Here is an 18,266-nt window from a genome sequence, read left to right as displayed (position 1 = left end):
CAGTCAGTAGATTATACTTTCGCCGACAGGAAGGGGATTACCTGTCTCTAATCAGAAAAAAAACGTCAGTCACCGGGACTGACGATTTTTTAAGGAGTTTTATCCGGCGGACGGATAAACAGGTCTCCGCCGTTATTCGCTTTCGCCGCCGAAGGCGTCGATAAGGGTAGGCAGAATCCTGGAGAATTCACCGCTTATAAGGGTAAGGTCCGCATCAAGCTGCGCAACCGGATCATCACTTACGGTGGCGTTTTCATCGATAACGGTATCTGAAAGCTTGATTCTCTTTAAGGAGAAGGTGTCATCGATTACCAGGGAAACATCGTCGTTCACGGTAATGGCCAGACTGGTTACCACCTTGCCTGCTTCGAGGTGAGCCTTGATTTCGGCAGTATCGAGATCCTGCTTCTTGGCCTTTACGGTACCGCCGGCACCTTCAACGGCCTTGAGTTCAACTTCATCACCGATTTCAATGCCTGCCGGACCTTCACCGTTGGCAACCCATTCGGTCATGCAGTCATTGATTGACTTGTTGAACTTGAAAAGTCTGGCAGGGAGTGAACCGAGGCTCTTTCTCAGAAGGGCAATCAAATCTTCGGCCTGTTTTTCGGAGGCGACGTTAACCACTACATAGCCGTATCTGCCGCTTACCCAGATCCAGTTTTCCCTGTGCAGACGGAAGGCTCTCGGCAGAAGTTCGGTAACGATGCTTTCCTTGAGTTCGGCCTTTTCCTTCTTGCTGACGTTGCGGGCCTGCTTGAGTTCGAGCTCTTCAACCTTTTCCTTGAGTTCTTCGTTTACCACACTTGCAGGAAGCATTCTCTTTTCGGTTTTGCAGCGGAAAAAGTAGTCATCGTTGATTTTATGACATAAAACCTCTTCATCCTGACCGAGAGGACTTACCCAGCCGAAACGTACCATGTCCTGACCTGAGCATGGAACGTATTTCTGCGGAGCGAGAAGTTTATCCAGTTCATCGGGACTGTATTTGAAACCGGTATCGAGTGTGTATACTCTGACGTTTTTAAACCACATGTTTAATTCCTTTAAGCTGTGAGACAACTTTACCGGATGGTTCCGCGCGCTTAAGCTGAAACCCCGTGCGGCGGGGGCTGCGGAGAAATCCGTTCTGCAGGCATCCCCCTGACATGCAGGGAAAAGGCGCCGTTTTCCATCAAGTTGTCAGAATTAGAAAATCCGTATAATTATATACGAGTTGTTTTCGTTTTTTCAAAATATTGTCAAAATCCTGAGAGGGATCCTGTTTTCGCCTGAAACAGTCTGCATCCTTTGAGAATCACGCGGCTTCCGGGAAAAAACGGCGGCTCTGAACGGGCCTCAGGCATTGTGAATAAAGGAAAAAGCCCGTTTTTCCCGGGTCGCCGGGGCCGCGGTGATTCCTGTAAGGATTTCATGCCTTTCAGATATCCTGACGGAGATTTTTTTCCTGCCCGGATGCATAACGGGCGGTTCAGGATTTTAACGACGGAATGATAGTCTCCCGAGAGTTTTTATTCAGGTTATACAGCCGTAATCCGGTGATGCTGATTACTATGTGAACAGTCAGCGGAATAAATCCTCTGTTTATTTGAATCAGTGCGGTAATCGGCACATCAGCTTCATGAATATCTTAAGGTTTTTGCGGTTTTATGGTACAATGGCACGCAAATTTTTATTATTTATTAACGAGTAAATGAGATGAGTGACAATACAACCTCCAGGGATACTCTGCCGGAAAACGTTCGTCCGGTGAAGATTACTGAGCAGCTTCAGACTTCATTTATCAATTACGCAATGAGTGTAATTGTGGATCGTGCTCTTCCGGACGTGAGAGACGGTCTGAAGCCTGTGCACCGCCGCAGTCTGTATTCCATGTACAAGCTGAGAAACTTCTACAATACCAAGCATCTGAAATCAGCCCGTGTGGTTGGTGACGTAATCGGTAAGTACCATCCTCATGGTGATACCTCCGTGTATGACACCATCGTACGTATGGCTCAGGATTTCTCTCTCCGTTACCCTCTGGTTGACGGTCATGGCAACTTCGGTGACGCCGACGGTTACAAGCCTGCGGCAATGCGTTATACCGAAGTCAGAATGTCAAAGATCTGCGGTGAAATGGTTGCGGATCTTGAAAAGGAAACCGTTGATACGGTTCCTAACTACGACAACAGTGAAGAAATTCCCGTAGTAATGCCTAACAAGCTGCCTAACCTGCTGATTAACGGTACCTCAGGTATCGCGGTAGGTATGGCCACCAACATTCCGACCCACAATCTGACCGAAGTAGTCAACGCCACCGTGGCACTGATGCGCAATCCGGAACTCACCGTTGACGATCTGATGCAGTACATTCCCGCACCTGACTTCCCAGGCGGCGGCATCATTTACGGTCAGAACGAAATCAAGAGAGCCTACCGTACCGGTAACGGCAAGGCAATCATCCGCGCCAAGACCTCCATCGACGATGACGGCAACGGCAGACAGAAGATTGTGGTAACCGAACTTCCTTACGGCGTAGGTCCTGCTGAAATCGAAAAGAAGATTTCCGAATGCATCCGCGATCGTACCATTGAAGGTATCACCCGCGTGAACAACGGTTCAACCAAGAACGTTCACATTGAAATCTTCCTGCGTCAGAACGAATCTCCTGAAATCGTGCTGAACAAGCTGTTCCAGCAGACCAGAATGCAGATCTCCTTCCCGATCAACATGCTGGCTCTGGTAAACAACCGTCCTGAAGTACTCAACCTCAAGCAGATTATCGAATACTTCATCAAGCACAGAAAGGAAGTGGTAACCAGACGTACCGTATACGATCTGAAGGTTGCCCGTGAAAGAGCGCACAGATTGGAAGCTCTCCTTGTCGCCCTGAGCAATATCGATGAAATCATCAACATCATCAGAAGCAGTGCCAACAGACAGGCCGCCCACGAGGCTCTGATGGCTCATCCTTGGAAGTACGGTGATCTCTCATCGCTCATTCAGGTTGACGCCAGCGGCAGGGAACTCTGCAAGCCTGAATACATTGATGCCGCATTCGGTATCCGTGACGGCTTCTATTACTTCTCCGATCCTCAGACCACTGCAATTCTGGATATGCCTCTGCACCGTCTGACCAATCTTGAACGCAGCAAGATCAGTGAGGAATACGGCGAACTCACCGCCAGCATCAAGTACTATCTTGAAATTCTCGGTTCCGAAGAGCTTCTCCGCAACATCATTATCGAAGAGCTTGAAGAAATCCGTAACACCTACGGTGACGCCAGAAGAAGCGTTATTGAAACCAATACCGCCGAAATCACCAAGAAGGATCTGGTTGACCCTGTATCTGCGGTTATCACACTGTCTCATGCAGGCTACATCAAGTATCAGCCTCTTTCCGAATACGAAGCCCAGAAGCGTGGCGGCCGCGGCCGTCGTGCCACCCTGGTTAAGGATGAGGACGTAATCGACAGCATGTATGTGGTTAACACCCACGATACCGTGCTGTGCTTTACCTCACGCGGCAAGGTGTTCTCCATCAACGTATACGATCTGCCGGAAGCCTCTTCAAATTCAAAGGGCCGTCCGATTGTAAACATGCTGAGACTTGACGAAAACGAATCAATTCAGACCATCGTGCCTGTAAACAGCTTCGAGGAAAACAAGTTCCTGTTCTTCGCGACCTCCAACGGTTACGTGAAGAAGACCAAGCTGAGCGCATACAAGAACGTTAACGCCCAGGGCCTGCGCGCCATCAAGCTTGACGAAGGCGTAAGTCTGGTTAACGTGGCTCTTACCTCAGGCAGCGACGTAATCGGTCTGTTCAGCTCTGACGGACGTGCATGTCTCTTCAACGAATACTCTCCTCTCACTCCTACCGCCGACGCTACCGTTGACGCTGAAAGTGAAAACGAGGAAGGAGCAGATGTGGCTGAAGAAGCTGCCGACGTAAGCGCAGACGTTGAAAACGATGCTGAAGGTTCAGAAGACGATGCTCTGGTCATCGGCCCTAACTACAAGGGCGGCGTAAGAGCCTCAGGCCGTGTGTCACGCGGTGTGAGAGGCATGAACCTTGCCAAGGGCCATCAGGTTGTCTCCATGATGGTTGTTGACGCAACTCTTCCATACGTGCTGATTGCCACCGAAAACGGCTTCGGCAAGCGCAGTCCGGTTGCAGACTTCCCGTTAAGACGCCGTAACGCCAAGGGTGTTATCGCCATCAAGGGTGAAGACCGCAACGGCCGCGTAATCGGTGCGGTACAGGTTACCGACGGTGATGAAATCATTCTGATTAACAATGCCGGTATTCTGGTTCGTACCCGCGTGGACGAAGTGAGCGTAATTTCCCGTTACGGTCAGGGTGTGCGTCTGATTCGTCTTGATGAAGGCCTCAAGCTTGTATCCGTACAGCGCGTGGTAAAGACCGACGATGAAGAGCAGAACGAAGCTGAAGCTCCGGATGCCGAAGGCTCAGCCGGGGCGGCCGATGCGGAAAACGCGGCCGACGATCTGTCTGCAGACGTTCCGGGTGCAGCCGCAAATCCTGCCGACGATGATGCCGACATCTAGTCGCGGTGATGAAAAGGCCTGCTGATGCAGGTCTTTAACCGAAAGATTCAGGAGGAGAAAAACGCAGTTTTTTCTCCTCTTTTCTTTTTACGGCTGAGAGCGGAGCGGAGGACTGAAGGAGCGGTTTCGGTTTTTACGGAAAGGGCGTTTTTTTCAATCCGGAAAATATTGCCATTTATGTGATATTTTTGTCTTACCGCGTTATTTTTCTGTATAATGCTCTAAGTCGTTTATTTAAATATTTTTGAGTAAAGATTCAAAGTAGAACAGGGTGTCTCATTATGAGTAAGGTATACAATTTTTCTGCCGGTCCTTCCATGCTTCCTGAAGCAGTAATGAAGGAAGTTCAGAAGGAGTTTTTGGATTTCAACGGAATCGGAGCCGGTGTAATTGAAATTTCTCACCGTTCCAAGGATTATCTGGCTATCGCCGAAAAGGCAGCCGCAGATCTTCGCGATCTCATGAATATTCCTGACAATTACAAGGTACTGTTCATGCACGGCGGCGGCAGAGGCGTGTTCGCCAACCTTCCTATGAATCTGGGAACCGCTGAAGGCAGTGCAGACTACATTGTTACCGGCGCATGGTCAGGCTATGCCGCTGAAGAAGCAGTGAAGTACACTCACGTTAACTCCATGAGAGGTGACTTCGTCAATGCGGACGGCAAGGTTGAACTCAAGCTTAAGGATCTTCCTTTAAAGAAGGATGCCGCTTATGTTCACATGTGCATGAACGAAACCATTCACGGTATCGAAATCTTTGATGCTCCTGAAACCGGTGACGTTCCTCTGGTTGCGGACATCTCTTCATGCATCCTTTCACGCCGCATGGACGTAAGCAGGTACGGCATGCTTTACGGCGGTGCTCAGAAGAACATCGGACCTTCAGGCATTACCATCGTAATCGTAAGAGAAGATCTTATCGGTCACGCCCAGTCAATCACTCCTGCAATCTGGGACTACAAGGTAACCGCCGACCACGATTCAATGCTGAACACTCCAAACACATTCGCATGGTACTTCGCAGGCAAGGTATTTGCGTGGTTAAAGAGCATCGGCGGTGTTGAAGCCATGGAAGCCATGAATAAGGAAAAGTCTGAACTTCTCTACGGTTTCATCGACAGTTCAGATTTCTACAGCAACAACGTGGCCGTAAGTGCACGTTCACGCATGAACATTCCTTTCTTCCTTAAGGACAGCAGTCTTGATCAGCAGTTCATCGCTGAAGCCAAGGCAAACAACCTCATTTCCCTTAAGGGACACCGTGTACTCGGCGGTATGAGAGCAAGTCTCTACAACGCAATGCCGCTTGAAGGTGTGAAGGCTCTCGTTTCCTTTATGGAAAAGTTTGAAAAGGCTCATAAGTAATTCAAAGGCAATGACCGCGGTTGACGCGGTCTGCCGTAAAGCACATAAAAAACTGCATTATTAATAAAAAAAGAAAGAAAAAAGATTTGGCGGTTCCGCCAAATCTTTTTATTTTTTTGTTTCAGGTTTTAAGCCCCGGCACTCCGGCGCGACCGGAAGGATGCATGCTGTAAAACATCTTTAGATTGAATCCTCACGGTTGACGAAGGCCTTGACGGCACTCAGGTCCTGAGTGCACGGGAAGAGCGAACCCGACATGAGGTTTACGCCGAGTTCCTTGAAGGTTTCCATGGTAATCATGCTGTCAACGTCCTGCAGGATGATGACAGGTTCAATGTTCTCATTCCACTTCTTCACCAGCTGGCTCAGCATGTAGCGGTCATATTCACTGGTAAGCACACGCTTGGTGAGTGAACCGCTGAGCATGGCGGAGGCGAAGCCGTGTTCCCTGATGAAGTCCATGTCCATCATACCCATGTTGTAGTTCTGCAGAGTGAAGTGATAACCGGCTGAGCTCAGCTTCTGGATGGCGGTGAGACAGTTGGTTATATCGTTGCTGATGGCGTTCTCGGTCAGGGCGAAGGTGATTCTGTTCGGCATGATGCGGTACTTGACTGTTACCATGTCAAGGAAGCTCGGCAGGTCGCTGTCAAGAAGCTGACCGTAGTTGAGCGGAATGATGATGCCGATGTTGTGGTTGGTGTCCTGATCAAGCTCTGACAGGTCGTGGAGGGCGTTTTCCACCTTCCAGTAGCAGTTTTCGGTATTGAGACCGGCGCTGATGATCTGATCGGTGAAGTCATCCAGATTGTAGGTGGTGCCTTCCTGGAACCAGTAGTTTCTGGCGATGAGACTTACGATGGTCTTGGTGGACACGTTCATTACCTGATCGTAACGGATAATCAGATCTCCCTTCATTCTCGCGTGCTTGAGCCTGTTGGCGAAGGCGGTGTCGATGCTGGAGGTCTGAGTGTTCATGGAGTCGTTGTATACGGCATAGCTGTCGTTCACCTCAAGCTGACAGCTGTGCTGATAGGCAATGTGGGTCTGCTTCATGATAACGGCAGGGCTGATGGAATTACTCAGTACCTGCACGATACCGGCGCTGATGCGGATTTCATTGCCGCCGTTGACCTGTTCAGCCAGTTCCCTGCGGAATCTGTTGAGCAGTTCGTCCATTTCGGTCTTGTTCTTGATGCTGGTGGTGAGGAGATAGTAGACGGTAGGCTCATAGAAGGCCAGGTAGTCCTTTTCCCTGATGATGTTCAGCATCACGGTGGAGATACGGTGACAGATCTTCTCGTCATCGTAGAATTCCTGAGGCAGAACCGGACAGAATTCCACGGCAAAGAGCTCTATGGCGCTGTTAACCTTGCGTTCGGTCTGCAGATGGGCAATCTGCTCAAGAATCCACTTCTGGTTAGGCAGACTGGTCTGCGGATCGTAGTTGGAATAGAACTCCAGCTTGTTCTGCAGGGATTCAATCTGGCGGGTCTGCTCTTCATTGGAGTTGAGAGCCGAATCCAGATGCCCGAGGAGTGCGAATACCTCATCGGAGCTGCGGGCGTTCTTTGACTTGGCGTACTTGTTGATGCGCAGTCTGTTTCTGATGAAGAAGCTTTCCAGACGGATGAGGTTGAATATGTAGTGACAGAGGATAACCACGGCCAGAATGGTCAGCACGCCGGTAATGGTGAGATTTTCCAGAACGCCGGTCTTGAAGGCGTGTCCGAGGGTAATCTTAGGCAGGAAGGTTACGGTGTAGCCGATAAGCTGATGATTGAAGCTTATAGGAGTAATCACGTAGTTTCCGAACTGCTGATCCTCACAGATGGCGTCAAGCAGCTGTCTGTAGGTGGTCTTGCCGTTGAGAGAATATCTGTACTTGGCTATGGTGTTGAGAATGCGGTTTCTCTTGTTCGGTTCGATGAAGTTGCCCCAGCTCAGCTTGGTTACGTTCTGATCAAGCCACAGGAGATTGTCCTGTTCGGAGATGCCGTAAAGCATGATGGTAGGGCGGTTGTTCAGGTTTTCGAGAAGCTCGGAGATTGACTGGAGCTTGAGGGCCACGATGGCCTTGCCTGAAAGGTTGTTAATCTGATAGGAGCTGTATTCGAGAATATAGCATTCATGGTCGCACATGTACTGGGTGAGACTTGAGCCCCTGTTGCCATTTCCCTCAAGCAGACGGATCTGTTCCTTGAAGTTTTCGAGAATATGAGGCTTGATGGTGGAATTGTTTGGTGTTCTGCTGACCGGTCCCTTTCCCTTGTCGTCTGAAATCCATTCTATGTAGGAAATGTTTGACGGAACGGTGGAGGCTACCGGGTTGCTGTCCAGCACCTGAATGAAAGAGATGATGTCTTCATGGGACTTGCTTTCCATGAAGTCGTAGATGGTGGCGCTCTGAGCGGTGATCATGCTTTCCGCATGGGAAGTATTAACCCTGTTGGTTCCGTAATAGGCAAGATATACGGCCAGAACAATACATACCAGATAAAGAACTACGCCTATAATGAACTGACGTGAAAATGGAAGATTTATATAGCGCATAAGATATCTCTAACGATGTTTAGCCACAGACTGAGGGGATAAAAAAAGACCCGGTCTTACCGGGTCTTTCGTATAAATCAAATCCTCGGCAACATCTACTACAATATCACAATATTGTATATGTTGCCCTGTTCTGTATTAAATTATGCTGAGTACTCTGCACTATTCTTAATGGTTACCCAGTTTAATTCGATTCTGTCTTCGAGTTCCTGAGGTTTTGCAATCATGTAACCCTGGATTGCGTCAACGTACAGAGCTTCAACCTGCTGACGCTGAGCAATGCTTTCGATACCTTCGGCTACGATTACACAGCCCTGACGGTGAGAAACTTCGATAAGCATGCGAACGAACTGCTGAGCGGTGTTGTCCTTGTCGAATGACTGGCAGATGTTCGGATCGATCTTGATGTAGTTAGGCTTGAGTTCTCTGAACAGTCTGAATGAGTCAAGACCCTTGCCGAAGTGGCTGATACTGGTTGAGGCACCGGTTCTGTGGATGATGCCGAACAGTCTTTCAGCAGCCATGTTGTTGCTTTCGAGAAGAGCTTCGTCGATTTCGAATACGAGACCTTCAGCAATGTCTGAATTGCGGATTAAGGTTCTTTCCAGCCAGAGGAGGAATGAAGTGCTTAACAGAGCATTTGATGAAAGGTTGATACCGAATCTCATGTCGGTCTGGTTGATCAGACGGTACTTGGAGATGATGGCATCGATAATCATTTCTTCAAGCTTAACCAGAAGTTCATGACGCTGTGCAGCTGCCAGAACGATTTCGGTTGAAAGCTTTTCACCGGCTTCGGTAGTGAAGTGAGCATAGATTTCAACATAAGGCTTGATTGAAATGTTCATGCTCTTGATTGGCTGATAGTAGAGGGAAATGCTGCGGTGATCGATGATTTCCCTGATGGTCTTCAGCCAGTGCATTTCACCCTGGAAGTAGTTGTCGGTGTTTTCGGTCTGGATGGCGTAGCCGTTGCATGCGGAGGTCTGTGCTCTTGCAAGGGCGAGGTCTGCTCTTGACATGATGTCGGCCTTCTGTTCCTTAGGACCGAAGAAGGTGAAACCGCCGTAGCATACGTTGGTCAGATCGTAGTTCTTCTGGAATTCGTTAACCTGAAGCTTGAGGGCACCGTAGATGGCTTCAATAACCTTTTCGTCTCCCTTTGGAACAAGGATGGCGATATCGGTACCTGAAATTCTGTAGGCGTTGGTGCCAGGGAAGCGCTTGATTGAATCCTTGATCATGTCAGCGAGGTCGTGGATGTACTTGTCACCCATCTGGTAACCGCGTTCTGAGTTGATGAAGTTGATTTCAGATGCTCTGAAGATACCGAGGATTGACTTTTCTCTAGAAGCAACCTTACCTAAAAGACCTTCGAAAGCGTTGTTGAAGGTGGTGCGGTTGTAGAGGTTGGTCATAGGATCCATTGCAGCTGCGTTGGCGAGATGTTCGATCTTCTTCTTGGCTTCAGCGATTTCCTTTTCGTTCTGAGTGTCGTTTCTGGTAAGTTCGCGTGAAAGATCTTCAAAAGGAAGGTCGTCATATCTCTTGCTGAGAATTGAGTTCTTGATGAAGATTGCGTACTTGTAGTTGGCGATGAGGAACAGCTGAGCTGTTACGAGAGCCGCGATAACGATTAACACGATAAGGGTTACAACCTTGATGAGGAAAGAGTTGTAGATTTCGCTTGAATCGATACCGAACTGTACGCTGGTGTTGCCGATCTGGAATTCGTCCTGGGTCTTGAACACCTTGTCAAAAATGCTGGAAGTGTCAGTGCTTGAATTGTAAACCTGTGTGTTGCTTACATAAACATTGAGAGAAGCTAGCTCCAGAGTCGGAATGGCGTTGTTGCCCACGTCAGAGGTAAAGTTACTCCAATCGTAAGCACCCATGAGAACGTTCTTTGTTTTGGCAAGTTCGTTTGAACACTCTCTGCTGGTTGTGTAAAAAGCTATACCGATACCGACCAGGCACAACAATACTGCAACAATTATGCACTTGGTCATGGCACTAATTGATTTAGACATGAAGTCTGCTCCTTGATTTCCACTGTGATGATTTAACTAATTTTCAGACAGAACCACGCGGATCCGGTATTCGTTAATCATTATTTTATTATTTTTATAGTCGATTATTACTGTCACACATGCAGGGCTTTATTTTTCTAATGCCAAAAATAACGAATTCGGAATATCGCACGGGGTGATGCATGATATTTAACAAAATTATAACATATAAATAGTGACATACAAAACAAAATTGTTTATTTTTTAACAAGTTTTTTTAACGGATTTTTATGATGGGCTATAAGAAATATATTGATATTTAGTCCATTAAGCGTATTTCATAAGTTTTAATAATACAAACATATTAAAAATGTTGTATAAGTGTAATTTTTGAAGATGTATAAAAATTGTTAAAGAGTTCAGGCATTTTTTACGTCGTTTTTGTGATCGGAATGCGGATTGTTATATGTTTTTCTGCTTTTTTACAAGACGGTTTTGTGTGAAATCGCGACGGATTAAGGCTTTGACGGCTTTCTGAGGGGAGAAATTCATGCTGCTCTGACCGTGAATGAATTCAGATGCCGGGATTTTTTACTGTCTGAAACCATACTCTGATGTCGGGTAACATTTCCTGGTGTTCGGAAGGAGCGTCAGATGCTTTGGGATTGATCGTGTTCCGTGCCTTACAGAAACATGAGAACCATACACGGGAGATGCTGAAGTTTTCGGTTAAATGGAGAGAGGGAAGGTTCTATCATTCATCCTATATATATGTATATTAAGGAAAAGGAAGATGCTTATGCCGGTTTACAGACTGAAGACTGAAAACCGAAATGATGTATCCAGGAGTGAGTGAAATAAGTAAAAAAATAAAAATAAAAATAAAAATAAAAATAATGAAGCAGTGACTTAGGAAAACTTAAGATTCAAAGGAATAAATGAATTAAAAGACGGAAAAGAATAAAAAAATAAATCTCTGTCTTGGTCTGTATTAAAGTAAGGATTGATTGAGAGATGTTAGAGATTTAATGGCTCCTCCTGCTGGACTTGAACCAGCGACATACGGATTAACAGTCCGCCGTTCTACCGACTGAACTAAGGAGGAACTTCATTAAAAAAGATGTAAGTAAATTGTCTGGCTCCTCCTGCTGGACTTGAACCAGCGACATACGGATTAACAGTCCGCCGTTCTACCGACTGAACTAAGGAGGAACTTTATTTTTGTCAGCTTTGCTTTTCGTTAGTCCGTTAAGCACTGCCAACGCTGTGCATGATATGGGTTTTGCCAGGTTATGTCAACAATATTTTTTAAAAAAGTTCAAAAATATGTTTGTTTGCGTGTATTTTAAGCAAAAACGGATGTTTTGCTTAAAATACGTACGGAAAGAAAGTTTTCCACGTGAAAGACGTGTTTTTCAGTGCAGAAGGATTGCTGTGTCTTCGGGCTTTCCTGCTTTTTCAGAAAAATCTTTCGGATGGTTATTTTTTATGGGAGAAGAGACTTAAGCGTTATTAAGATGAATAAACACCGTCAAGGTGTTAGAATGTTTTCAGTGATTAAAGCCGTACTGGAATTCTGTATATGTCCTTATATGATGAATCTGAAAAATCAAAAGTGTTTGAACTTAAATCCGAATACCAGCCTTCAGGGGATCAGCCTGAGGCAATTGAAAAGCTGGTTGCCGGAGTGGAAGAGGGAAAAAAGGCTCAGACTCTTTTAGGTGTTACCGGTTCCGGTAAAACCTTCACCATGGCCAACGTGATAGCAAGGCTGAACCGTCCGACCATGATTATGGCCCATAACAAGACACTGGCAGCCCAGCTCTACGGGGAAATGAGGGAGTTCTTTCCCAACAATGCCGTGGAGTACTTCGTATCGTATTACGACTATTATCAGCCGGAAGCGTATATTCCGAGTTCCGATACATATATAGAGAAGGATGCCAAGGTAAACGATCACATAGAACAGATGCGCCTCAGCGCCACCAAGGCTCTGCTTGAAAGAAGGGACGTGATTATCGTGGCCTCCGTGAGCGCCATCTACGGTCTGGGTTCTCCTGACAGTTATCTCAAGATGATGCTTCACCTTTCCGTCGGTGAGGAAATCTCTCAGACAAAGATAGTGAGAAGACTTGCCGAACTGCAGTATTCCCGAAATGAAATAGACTTTTCGCGCGCAACCTTCAGAGTGAGAGGGGATGTTATCGACGTGTTCCCTGCGGAATCCGATGATTTTGCGGTGCGTATAGAGCTTTTTGACGATGAAATCGAAGCGCTGAGCATTTTCGAGCCTCTTACCGGAAGACAGATAAGAAAGGTTCAGAGAATCACCATATATCCGAAAACCCATTACGTTACCCCGAAATCAGTTCTGCAGAATGCCATCAGTCAGATAAAGGATGATCTGCAGATAAGAAAGCAGGAGCTTCTTGCCGAAAGAAAGCTGGTGGAAGATCAGCGTCTTACCGAAAGAACAACCTGCGATATCGAAATGATGAATGAACTCGGCTACTGTTCCGGTATTGAAAACTATTCAAGATATCTGTCCGGCAGGGCACCGGGTGAAGCTCCTCCGTGTCTTTTCGATTACCTGCCGAAGGACGGACTGCTCATTATCGATGAGTCGCATGTAACCGTGCCTCAGATAGGAGCCATGTACAAGGGGGACCGTTCACGAAAGGAAACTCTGGTGAACTTCGGCTTCCGTCTGCCTTCGGCTCTTGACAACAGACCGCTCAAATTCAATGAGTTTCATAAAATGCAGCCTCAGACCATCTACGTGTCCGCAACTCCGAACAGCTATGAAATCGAGGAAAGCGGCGGGGAGGTCGTGGAACAGATTGTAAGACCTACGGGGCTTCTGGATCCGTGTCTTGAGGTGAGACCTGTAGCCTTCCAGGTTGAAGACGTCATGAGTGAAATCAGAACAAGGGCTCAGAAAAACGAGCGTGTGCTGGTAACCACTCTTACCAAGAAAATGGCCGAGGATCTTACGGACTATCTGGATGAACACGGAATAAGAGTGAGATATCTGCATTCGGACATTGATACCGTGGAACGCGTGGAAATCATCAGAGACCTGCGTCTCGGCAAGTTTGACGCCCTGGTGGGTATCAATCTTTTGAGGGAAGGTCTGGACATGCCTGAAGTTTCTCTGGTGGCCATTCTTGATGCCGACAAGGAGGGCTTCCTGCGTTCAACCCGTTCTCTGATTCAGACCATCGGGCGTGCCGCCAGAAATCTGCACGGCAAGGCCATCCTCTATGCCGATCACGTAAGTGATTCCATGAAGGCCGCCATCAGTGAAACCATGCGCCGACGTCAGAAGCAGGAGGACTACAACAGAGAACACGGCATTGAACCAAAGGCCATCAGCAAGAAGATTGTCGACATCATGATGCTCGGTGATGAGGCCAGGGACAACATGGCGGGGGCTCAGCTTCTTAACGGCGCCAGTGAGCAGTTTGACGTTTCGTCAATAAACGATGCGGCCGCGCTGGTTAAGCTTATGGATGAAATGCAGGTCAGCATGCGCGAGGCTGCCAAAGCCCTGAAATTTGAGGAGGCCATGGTGCTCCGCGACAGAATAAAGGAATGCGACAAACGCTTAAGAGAGCTGGAATAACATGGTTTTCAGTCCGAATACCCGGTAATGAAAAATCACGGAAACATCATCTGAAATGTTCAGATTACCTACGCTAGTTCTAGGTTTAGATTTTTTCAACTGATTTTTGGCTGAACTGCTGAGGCCTTAAAATATTTTCAGTAAAAAAGTATGACAGCTTGAATAGGCAGAGTACCGAGAGTAAACTATCGATATTTTTAAATACATGAAGCTTTGAACTTCGGAATTTTTAATCATTATTTGTGTACTTTAGATTGGAACATAAGACAAATGAACTACTGTAAATATATACCAATAGATGTTTTGAACGGCAGGGGAACCAGATGTACTTTATTTGTTGCCGGCTGCGAACATCACTGCAAGGGCTGCTACAACCAGTCTACTTGGAATGTAAATGCAGGGTTCCCGTTTACCCAGGATCTCAGCGATACAATCATTGCGGATCTGAATGACACCAGAGTTAAAAGAAGAGGTCTCAGTCTGTCAGGCGGTGATCCGCTGCTTCCGGCAAATCTTCCTGCCGTAAAGGCTCTGTGTGAACGCGTACGCGCCGAATGTTCTCCTGATAAGGACATCTGGCTGTGGACCGGTTACGTGTACAGTGAACTTACTCCGGAACAGATGGAGGTGGTGGAACTCATCGACGTACTGATCGACGGCAAGTTTGTTCTTGAACTCAAGGATCCTTCACTGGCTTTCCGCGGAAGCAGCAATCAGGTGATTCACAAGTTCAATCGTGCTCAGGCCTACTGGAAGACCGGTAAAGGCCAGTAGAAGACGTTTGGAAGGAGACATCTGCTGCTCCCTTCATTCGAGTTTTCAGTCTCTGACACAATAAATAAGGAAGGTCATGATTTCAAATCATGACCTTCCTTTCATTTAAGTTATGCGGAAACGTTAAACGTTAGCGGATAATCTTTGCTTCAGCATCCTTCAGGGCATCCTGAACTGAAGCTCTGCCGGTGGTGGCATTGATGATGGCAAAATGCAGGGCTCCCCAGTAACGTGACATTTCATATACGTTAGGCATAAGGTCACCGTTTGCCGCAATGCGCATCAGCACCGCAATCTTGGGATCTGCTTCCTGCTTCTTTTCAAAAGACTTGAGAGCAGCAACACCGATAGGGCGGTCATTGTTCATTTCCTTATATCCCTTGTCGGTTAACAGGTAGTCGAGAATGAACTTCTTGGCAAGATCCTTCTTCTGTGAATTCACGTTCAGGGTCATGCCGAGTACGCCGACAAGAGGCTTACCCTGTTTGCCGAGGAGAGCCGGAATAGGATTTACGGAGAAATCGATGTTCTTGTAGTTTGCCCATCCCCATGCACCGTCGATGATGCAGGCTACTTCGCCTTCGGTAAACTTCTTTGTCATGATGTCGTAGGTTGCGCCCTTCATCATGTGATCATAAATGATGAGTTCAACCAGATATCTTAAACCGATCTGGGTACCCTGATTGTTAACACCGGTAACCTTGGTATTGTAGACACCGCTGGTATCCTTCCTGAAGGCATAACCGCCGTTTGCGGAGAAGAGCGGATATGAGAAGTAAGGAGTTCTGTAATCCCAGAGGATGGCTCTCTTGTCCTGCTTTTTCAGGTTATCGTCGAGAGCGATGATTTCTTCAAAGGTCTTTGGAGCCTTCGGGGCCAGTTTTTTATTGCACACTAAAGCAGTGGATTCGAGAGACACTGGGTAACCGTAGAACTTGCCGTTTACCAGCATGCCTTCCCAGGCTTTGTCATAGAATCTGCTGTATTCTTCCTTTGAAGGAGTTATTTCCTCGATAAGTCCCTTGCTTACAAGTTCGCCGTACTGGTCATGAGCCCAGACGTAAATGTCTGGACCGCTGCCCATAGAGGCATACTGAATAAAACGAACGCCTACGTCATCAGGATGGGCAACAACTACCTTGATGCCGGTATCCTTTTCGAAGGTTTCGCCAACCTTGCTGATGCCGTTGTAAGCCTTGTCGCCGTTAATCCAGATAACCAGACGGTTTTCGTCTGATCCTGTGTCGGCGATATTCTGTGTTTCTTCTGCCGGAACAGTCTGAGACAGCCAGAGAACTGAAATTCCTACAGCCAGATTTAAGATAAATTTCTTCATTATTACGACCTTTAATATCCAGTGCTTAAACAAGATTTTCACTATGGTTTTTTATAAGATTTATTGTTTGCAGCCAAGCGGGAGTGAATATATCACACTTTGATGAAAATATTATCATAATATGGAAAAAATATCATATTCATAAAAAGATAACAGATAAAACATCTCAAAATGTGTGTTATCTGTATATTCAATTTAATATGATTAACAGATGTATATATGTTGTTAATATAATGTTTTAATAGAAAAATTAGACACTCTATAGTAAAAAATGTAAAATGCATACTGAAATATTTGATGTCCGGATTGTTGCTGTACTGTCTGCGTAGAACAGGCTGTTCCGTAAATGCATGTGAAATCGAACGGTCTGCGTGGCATGATATTTTTGAGTGTGACGGTAAAATATTTTTGGCTCTATCGGAAAACATGTCAAAGAGGTGAGATGGAGCATGGTTTAGGATACCGCTTTGCTGTATAGCAGAAAAGCTGATGCAAAATCCATTTTTATTATTGTGAAAGATCTGATGTAAATCCGCGCAGGAATCTGTAGTAATGGCCAATTGTTTTTTTATAGATTTTGAAAATGTTCATAATGCAGGAATGACTAATCTGAAAAGTCTGACTAAAGATGATCTGTTTTATATATTCTATACGACCAATGCTGAAACCATTTCACTTGACACTGTCAACCAGCTCAATCAGTCATCATGCAGTTATGAACTGATAAAAGTTCCTGCAGGTTCGCAGTCGCTGGATATGCACCTTATTTCATTTGTGGGATATGTGGTGGGTGTCAGTGGAAAAAAGTACGATTATATTGTAATCAGCAAGGATAAGGATTACGACAATATCATCAGTTTTTTGAAAGAAAAATGCGGTGTTAAGATTAAAAGAATTGCATCCGTAAATACCGGTGCATCCACAAAAACCGCGACAGTCCAGAATACCAAACCTGTCAACCCGCCAGCCGCTAAGCCGGTTACTGCAAATACCCAGCCTCAAAAAGAAGCAGTAAAGGATTCTACCGGTTCTCAGTCAAATAGCGTTCAGATTTCAGCTGAAAAACCTGCATCAGGTATCGACAAAGAGGTCGAAAAGATTCTTCTTGATTCCGGTTATCCTCAAAGTCTGATAGAAAGCGTCAACAAGATAATTTCGGATAATATCAAAGAAGAAATGGCGCTAAGTTCGATTCACTGTAATCTTAAAAACATAACTGAAGATTTTCATGCAGTCTATGAACTGGTAAAACCACTAGTTAAAAAGCAACTTAAGTCCGTTGTTCAGGAAGAAGGCGAGGAGGTAAAAAAATCTTCCAGTGAATTGACTCTTAATGAAAAAGTTCAGAAAGTTCTGCGGGAAAAGAATTATTCCGGTGAGATTTTTAATTCTGTGGCATCAATGGTATGTAAGAGCAGCAAAGAGAAGAATGTTAAATTGCTGGTGTACAGAAATATTGTTGCAAAATACGGGCAGGATAAAGGATTGGAAATCTATCGTCTCGTAAAGCCATTACTGTAGTAAAACGGTGTCGGAACAGTTTTTCGACACCGGAAATATCTAATTTATTACGCATGATCAAGATATTAATGTAAAGTTTAATAATTATTGTGAGTAAATCGCATACAGACGCTACACTTATATAATGAATCACTGAAGCCACCCACAAAGATTGAACATGTCACTATTAGTTTCATTTTTATTTTGTAGTCAGTGTTTTTAATTGTATTAACTTACTTTAAAGTAGAACTTTCCCAAATCGTAATACTATACATTCTTTTTTGGTCTGCCAGGAGATCTTTTAGTTGGTACTTCATCTTGTGGTAAAAGAGACAACTTTTGAAGTACCTTAACCTGAGACGGATTCATATTAATAAGTTGCCAGTCACCCGAGTTAATTCTGGCTTGTTTAGCTCTTTTTAAAATTGACATGATTTTTTTATAGGTAAATGTGTTCAGTAATTCAGCCTTATCAAATTTGTTAATCAATTTAAACGATAGAACAGTTGACAGGAAATTGCAGAATTCACTTCCTATGATTGAGTAAT

General features: G+C 45.8%; 9 protein-coding genes, 2 tRNA genes and 1 pseudogene. 5 read left to right on the top strand and 7 right to left on the bottom strand.

The window, feature by feature from the left end; all coding sequences use genetic code 11:
- Positions 1–132 precede the first annotated feature (132 nt).
- On the bottom strand, positions 133–1,035 hold the full coding sequence (gene rdgC, locus BMY80_RS05185; RefSeq protein ID WP_093141578.1) for a recombination-associated protein RdgC: 903 nt from the start codon (positions 1,033–1,035) through the stop codon (positions 133–135).
- A gap of 663 nt (positions 1,036–1,698) precedes the next feature.
- Between rdgC and gyrA the strand changes: the two genes are divergently transcribed.
- Together gyrA and serC are read left to right on the top strand one after the other, a co-directional pair.
- Positions 1,699–4,554, top strand: coding sequence for a DNA gyrase subunit A (gene gyrA / locus BMY80_RS05180; RefSeq protein ID WP_093141575.1), 2,856 nt, complete (start codon positions 1,699–1,701; stop codon positions 4,552–4,554).
- 281 nt (positions 4,555–4,835) lie between these two features.
- Positions 4,836–5,921, top strand: a complete 1,086-nt coding sequence (gene serC, locus BMY80_RS05175; protein ID WP_093141573.1) for a 3-phosphoserine/phosphohydroxythreonine transaminase — start codon at positions 4,836–4,838, stop codon at positions 5,919–5,921.
- A 180-nt stretch (positions 5,922–6,101) separates the two neighbouring features.
- Here the strand turns inward: serC and BMY80_RS05170 are convergent, their stop codons facing one another.
- From BMY80_RS05170 to BMY80_RS05155, 4 genes are all read right to left on the bottom strand, one after another.
- Positions 6,102–8,474 carry an EAL domain-containing protein gene (locus tag BMY80_RS05170; RefSeq protein ID WP_093141570.1) on the bottom strand — a complete coding sequence of 791 codons (2,373 nt, stop codon included), beginning with the start codon at positions 8,472–8,474 and terminating at the stop codon, positions 6,102–6,104.
- 143 nt (positions 8,475–8,617) lie between these two features.
- Positions 8,618–10,504 carry an EAL domain-containing protein gene (locus BMY80_RS05165; protein WP_093141568.1) on the bottom strand — a complete coding sequence of 629 codons (1,887 nt, stop codon included), beginning with the start codon at positions 10,502–10,504 and terminating at the stop codon, positions 8,618–8,620.
- A gap of 1,008 nt (positions 10,505–11,512) precedes the next feature.
- Positions 11,513–11,588 (bottom strand) — tRNA-Asn (locus BMY80_RS05160).
- Between the two features lie 31 nt (positions 11,589–11,619).
- Positions 11,620–11,695 (bottom strand) — tRNA-Asn (locus BMY80_RS05155).
- Positions 11,696–12,065: 370 nt separating this feature from the next.
- On the opposite strand from BMY80_RS05155, the gene uvrB reads away from it, so the two are divergent.
- Positions 12,066–14,108, top strand: a complete 2,043-nt coding sequence (gene uvrB, locus BMY80_RS05150; protein ID WP_093141565.1) for an excinuclease ABC subunit UvrB — start codon at positions 12,066–12,068, stop codon at positions 14,106–14,108.
- A gap of 270 nt (positions 14,109–14,378) precedes the next feature.
- Positions 14,379–14,882, top strand: coding sequence for an anaerobic ribonucleoside-triphosphate reductase-activating protein (nrdG, locus tag BMY80_RS05145; protein WP_037319513.1), 504 nt, complete (start codon positions 14,379–14,381; stop codon positions 14,880–14,882).
- Between the two features lie 130 nt (positions 14,883–15,012).
- On the opposite strand, the gene malE is transcribed toward nrdG, so the two are convergent.
- Positions 15,013–16,218: a maltose/maltodextrin ABC transporter substrate-binding protein MalE gene (gene malE / locus BMY80_RS05140; RefSeq protein WP_093141563.1), complete on the bottom strand. Its 1,206-nt coding sequence runs from the start codon at positions 16,216–16,218 to the stop codon at positions 15,013–15,015.
- Between the two features lie 552 nt (positions 16,219–16,770).
- On the opposite strand from malE, the gene BMY80_RS05135 reads away from it, so the two are divergent.
- Positions 16,771–17,739: a PIN domain-containing protein gene (locus BMY80_RS05135; RefSeq protein ID WP_093141560.1), complete on the top strand. Its 969-nt coding sequence runs from the start codon at positions 16,771–16,773 to the stop codon at positions 17,737–17,739.
- Positions 17,740–17,985: 246 nt separating this feature from the next.
- Here the strand turns inward: BMY80_RS05135 and BMY80_RS12375 are convergent.
- Positions 17,986–18,266, bottom strand: a pseudogene (locus BMY80_RS12375) (transposase); the annotation flags it as partial.

This window comes from Ruminobacter amylophilus (assembly GCF_900115655.1).
Lineage (GTDB): Bacteria > Pseudomonadota > Gammaproteobacteria > Enterobacterales > Succinivibrionaceae > Ruminobacter > Ruminobacter amylophilus.
This window is presented reverse-complemented; position numbering and strand designations above follow the sequence as displayed.

Excerpts from the sequence above, each read along its gene's own strand:
- rdgC (WP_093141578.1), bottom strand. The coding sequence starts at position 1,035 with ATGTGGTTTAAAAACGTCAGAGTATACACACTCGATACCGGTTTCAAA.
- gyrA (WP_093141575.1), top strand. The coding sequence starts at position 1,699 with ATGAGTGACAATACAACCTCCAGGGATACTCTGCCGGAAAACGTTCGT.
- serC (WP_093141573.1), top strand. The coding sequence starts at position 4,836 with ATGAGTAAGGTATACAATTTTTCTGCCGGTCCTTCCATGCTTCCTGAA.
- BMY80_RS05170 (WP_093141570.1), bottom strand. The coding sequence starts at position 8,474 with ATGCGCTATATAAATCTTCCATTTTCACGTCAGTTCATTATAGGCGTA.
- BMY80_RS05165 (WP_093141568.1), bottom strand. The coding sequence starts at position 10,504 with ATGTCTAAATCAATTAGTGCCATGACCAAGTGCATAATTGTTGCAGTA.
- uvrB (WP_093141565.1), top strand. The coding sequence starts at position 12,066 with ATGTCCTTATATGATGAATCTGAAAAATCAAAAGTGTTTGAACTTAAA.
- nrdG (WP_037319513.1), top strand. The coding sequence starts at position 14,379 with ATGAACTACTGTAAATATATACCAATAGATGTTTTGAACGGCAGGGGA.
- malE (WP_093141563.1), bottom strand. The coding sequence starts at position 16,218 with ATGAAGAAATTTATCTTAAATCTGGCTGTAGGAATTTCAGTTCTCTGG.
- BMY80_RS05135 (WP_093141560.1), top strand. The coding sequence starts at position 16,771 with ATGGCCAATTGTTTTTTTATAGATTTTGAAAATGTTCATAATGCAGGA.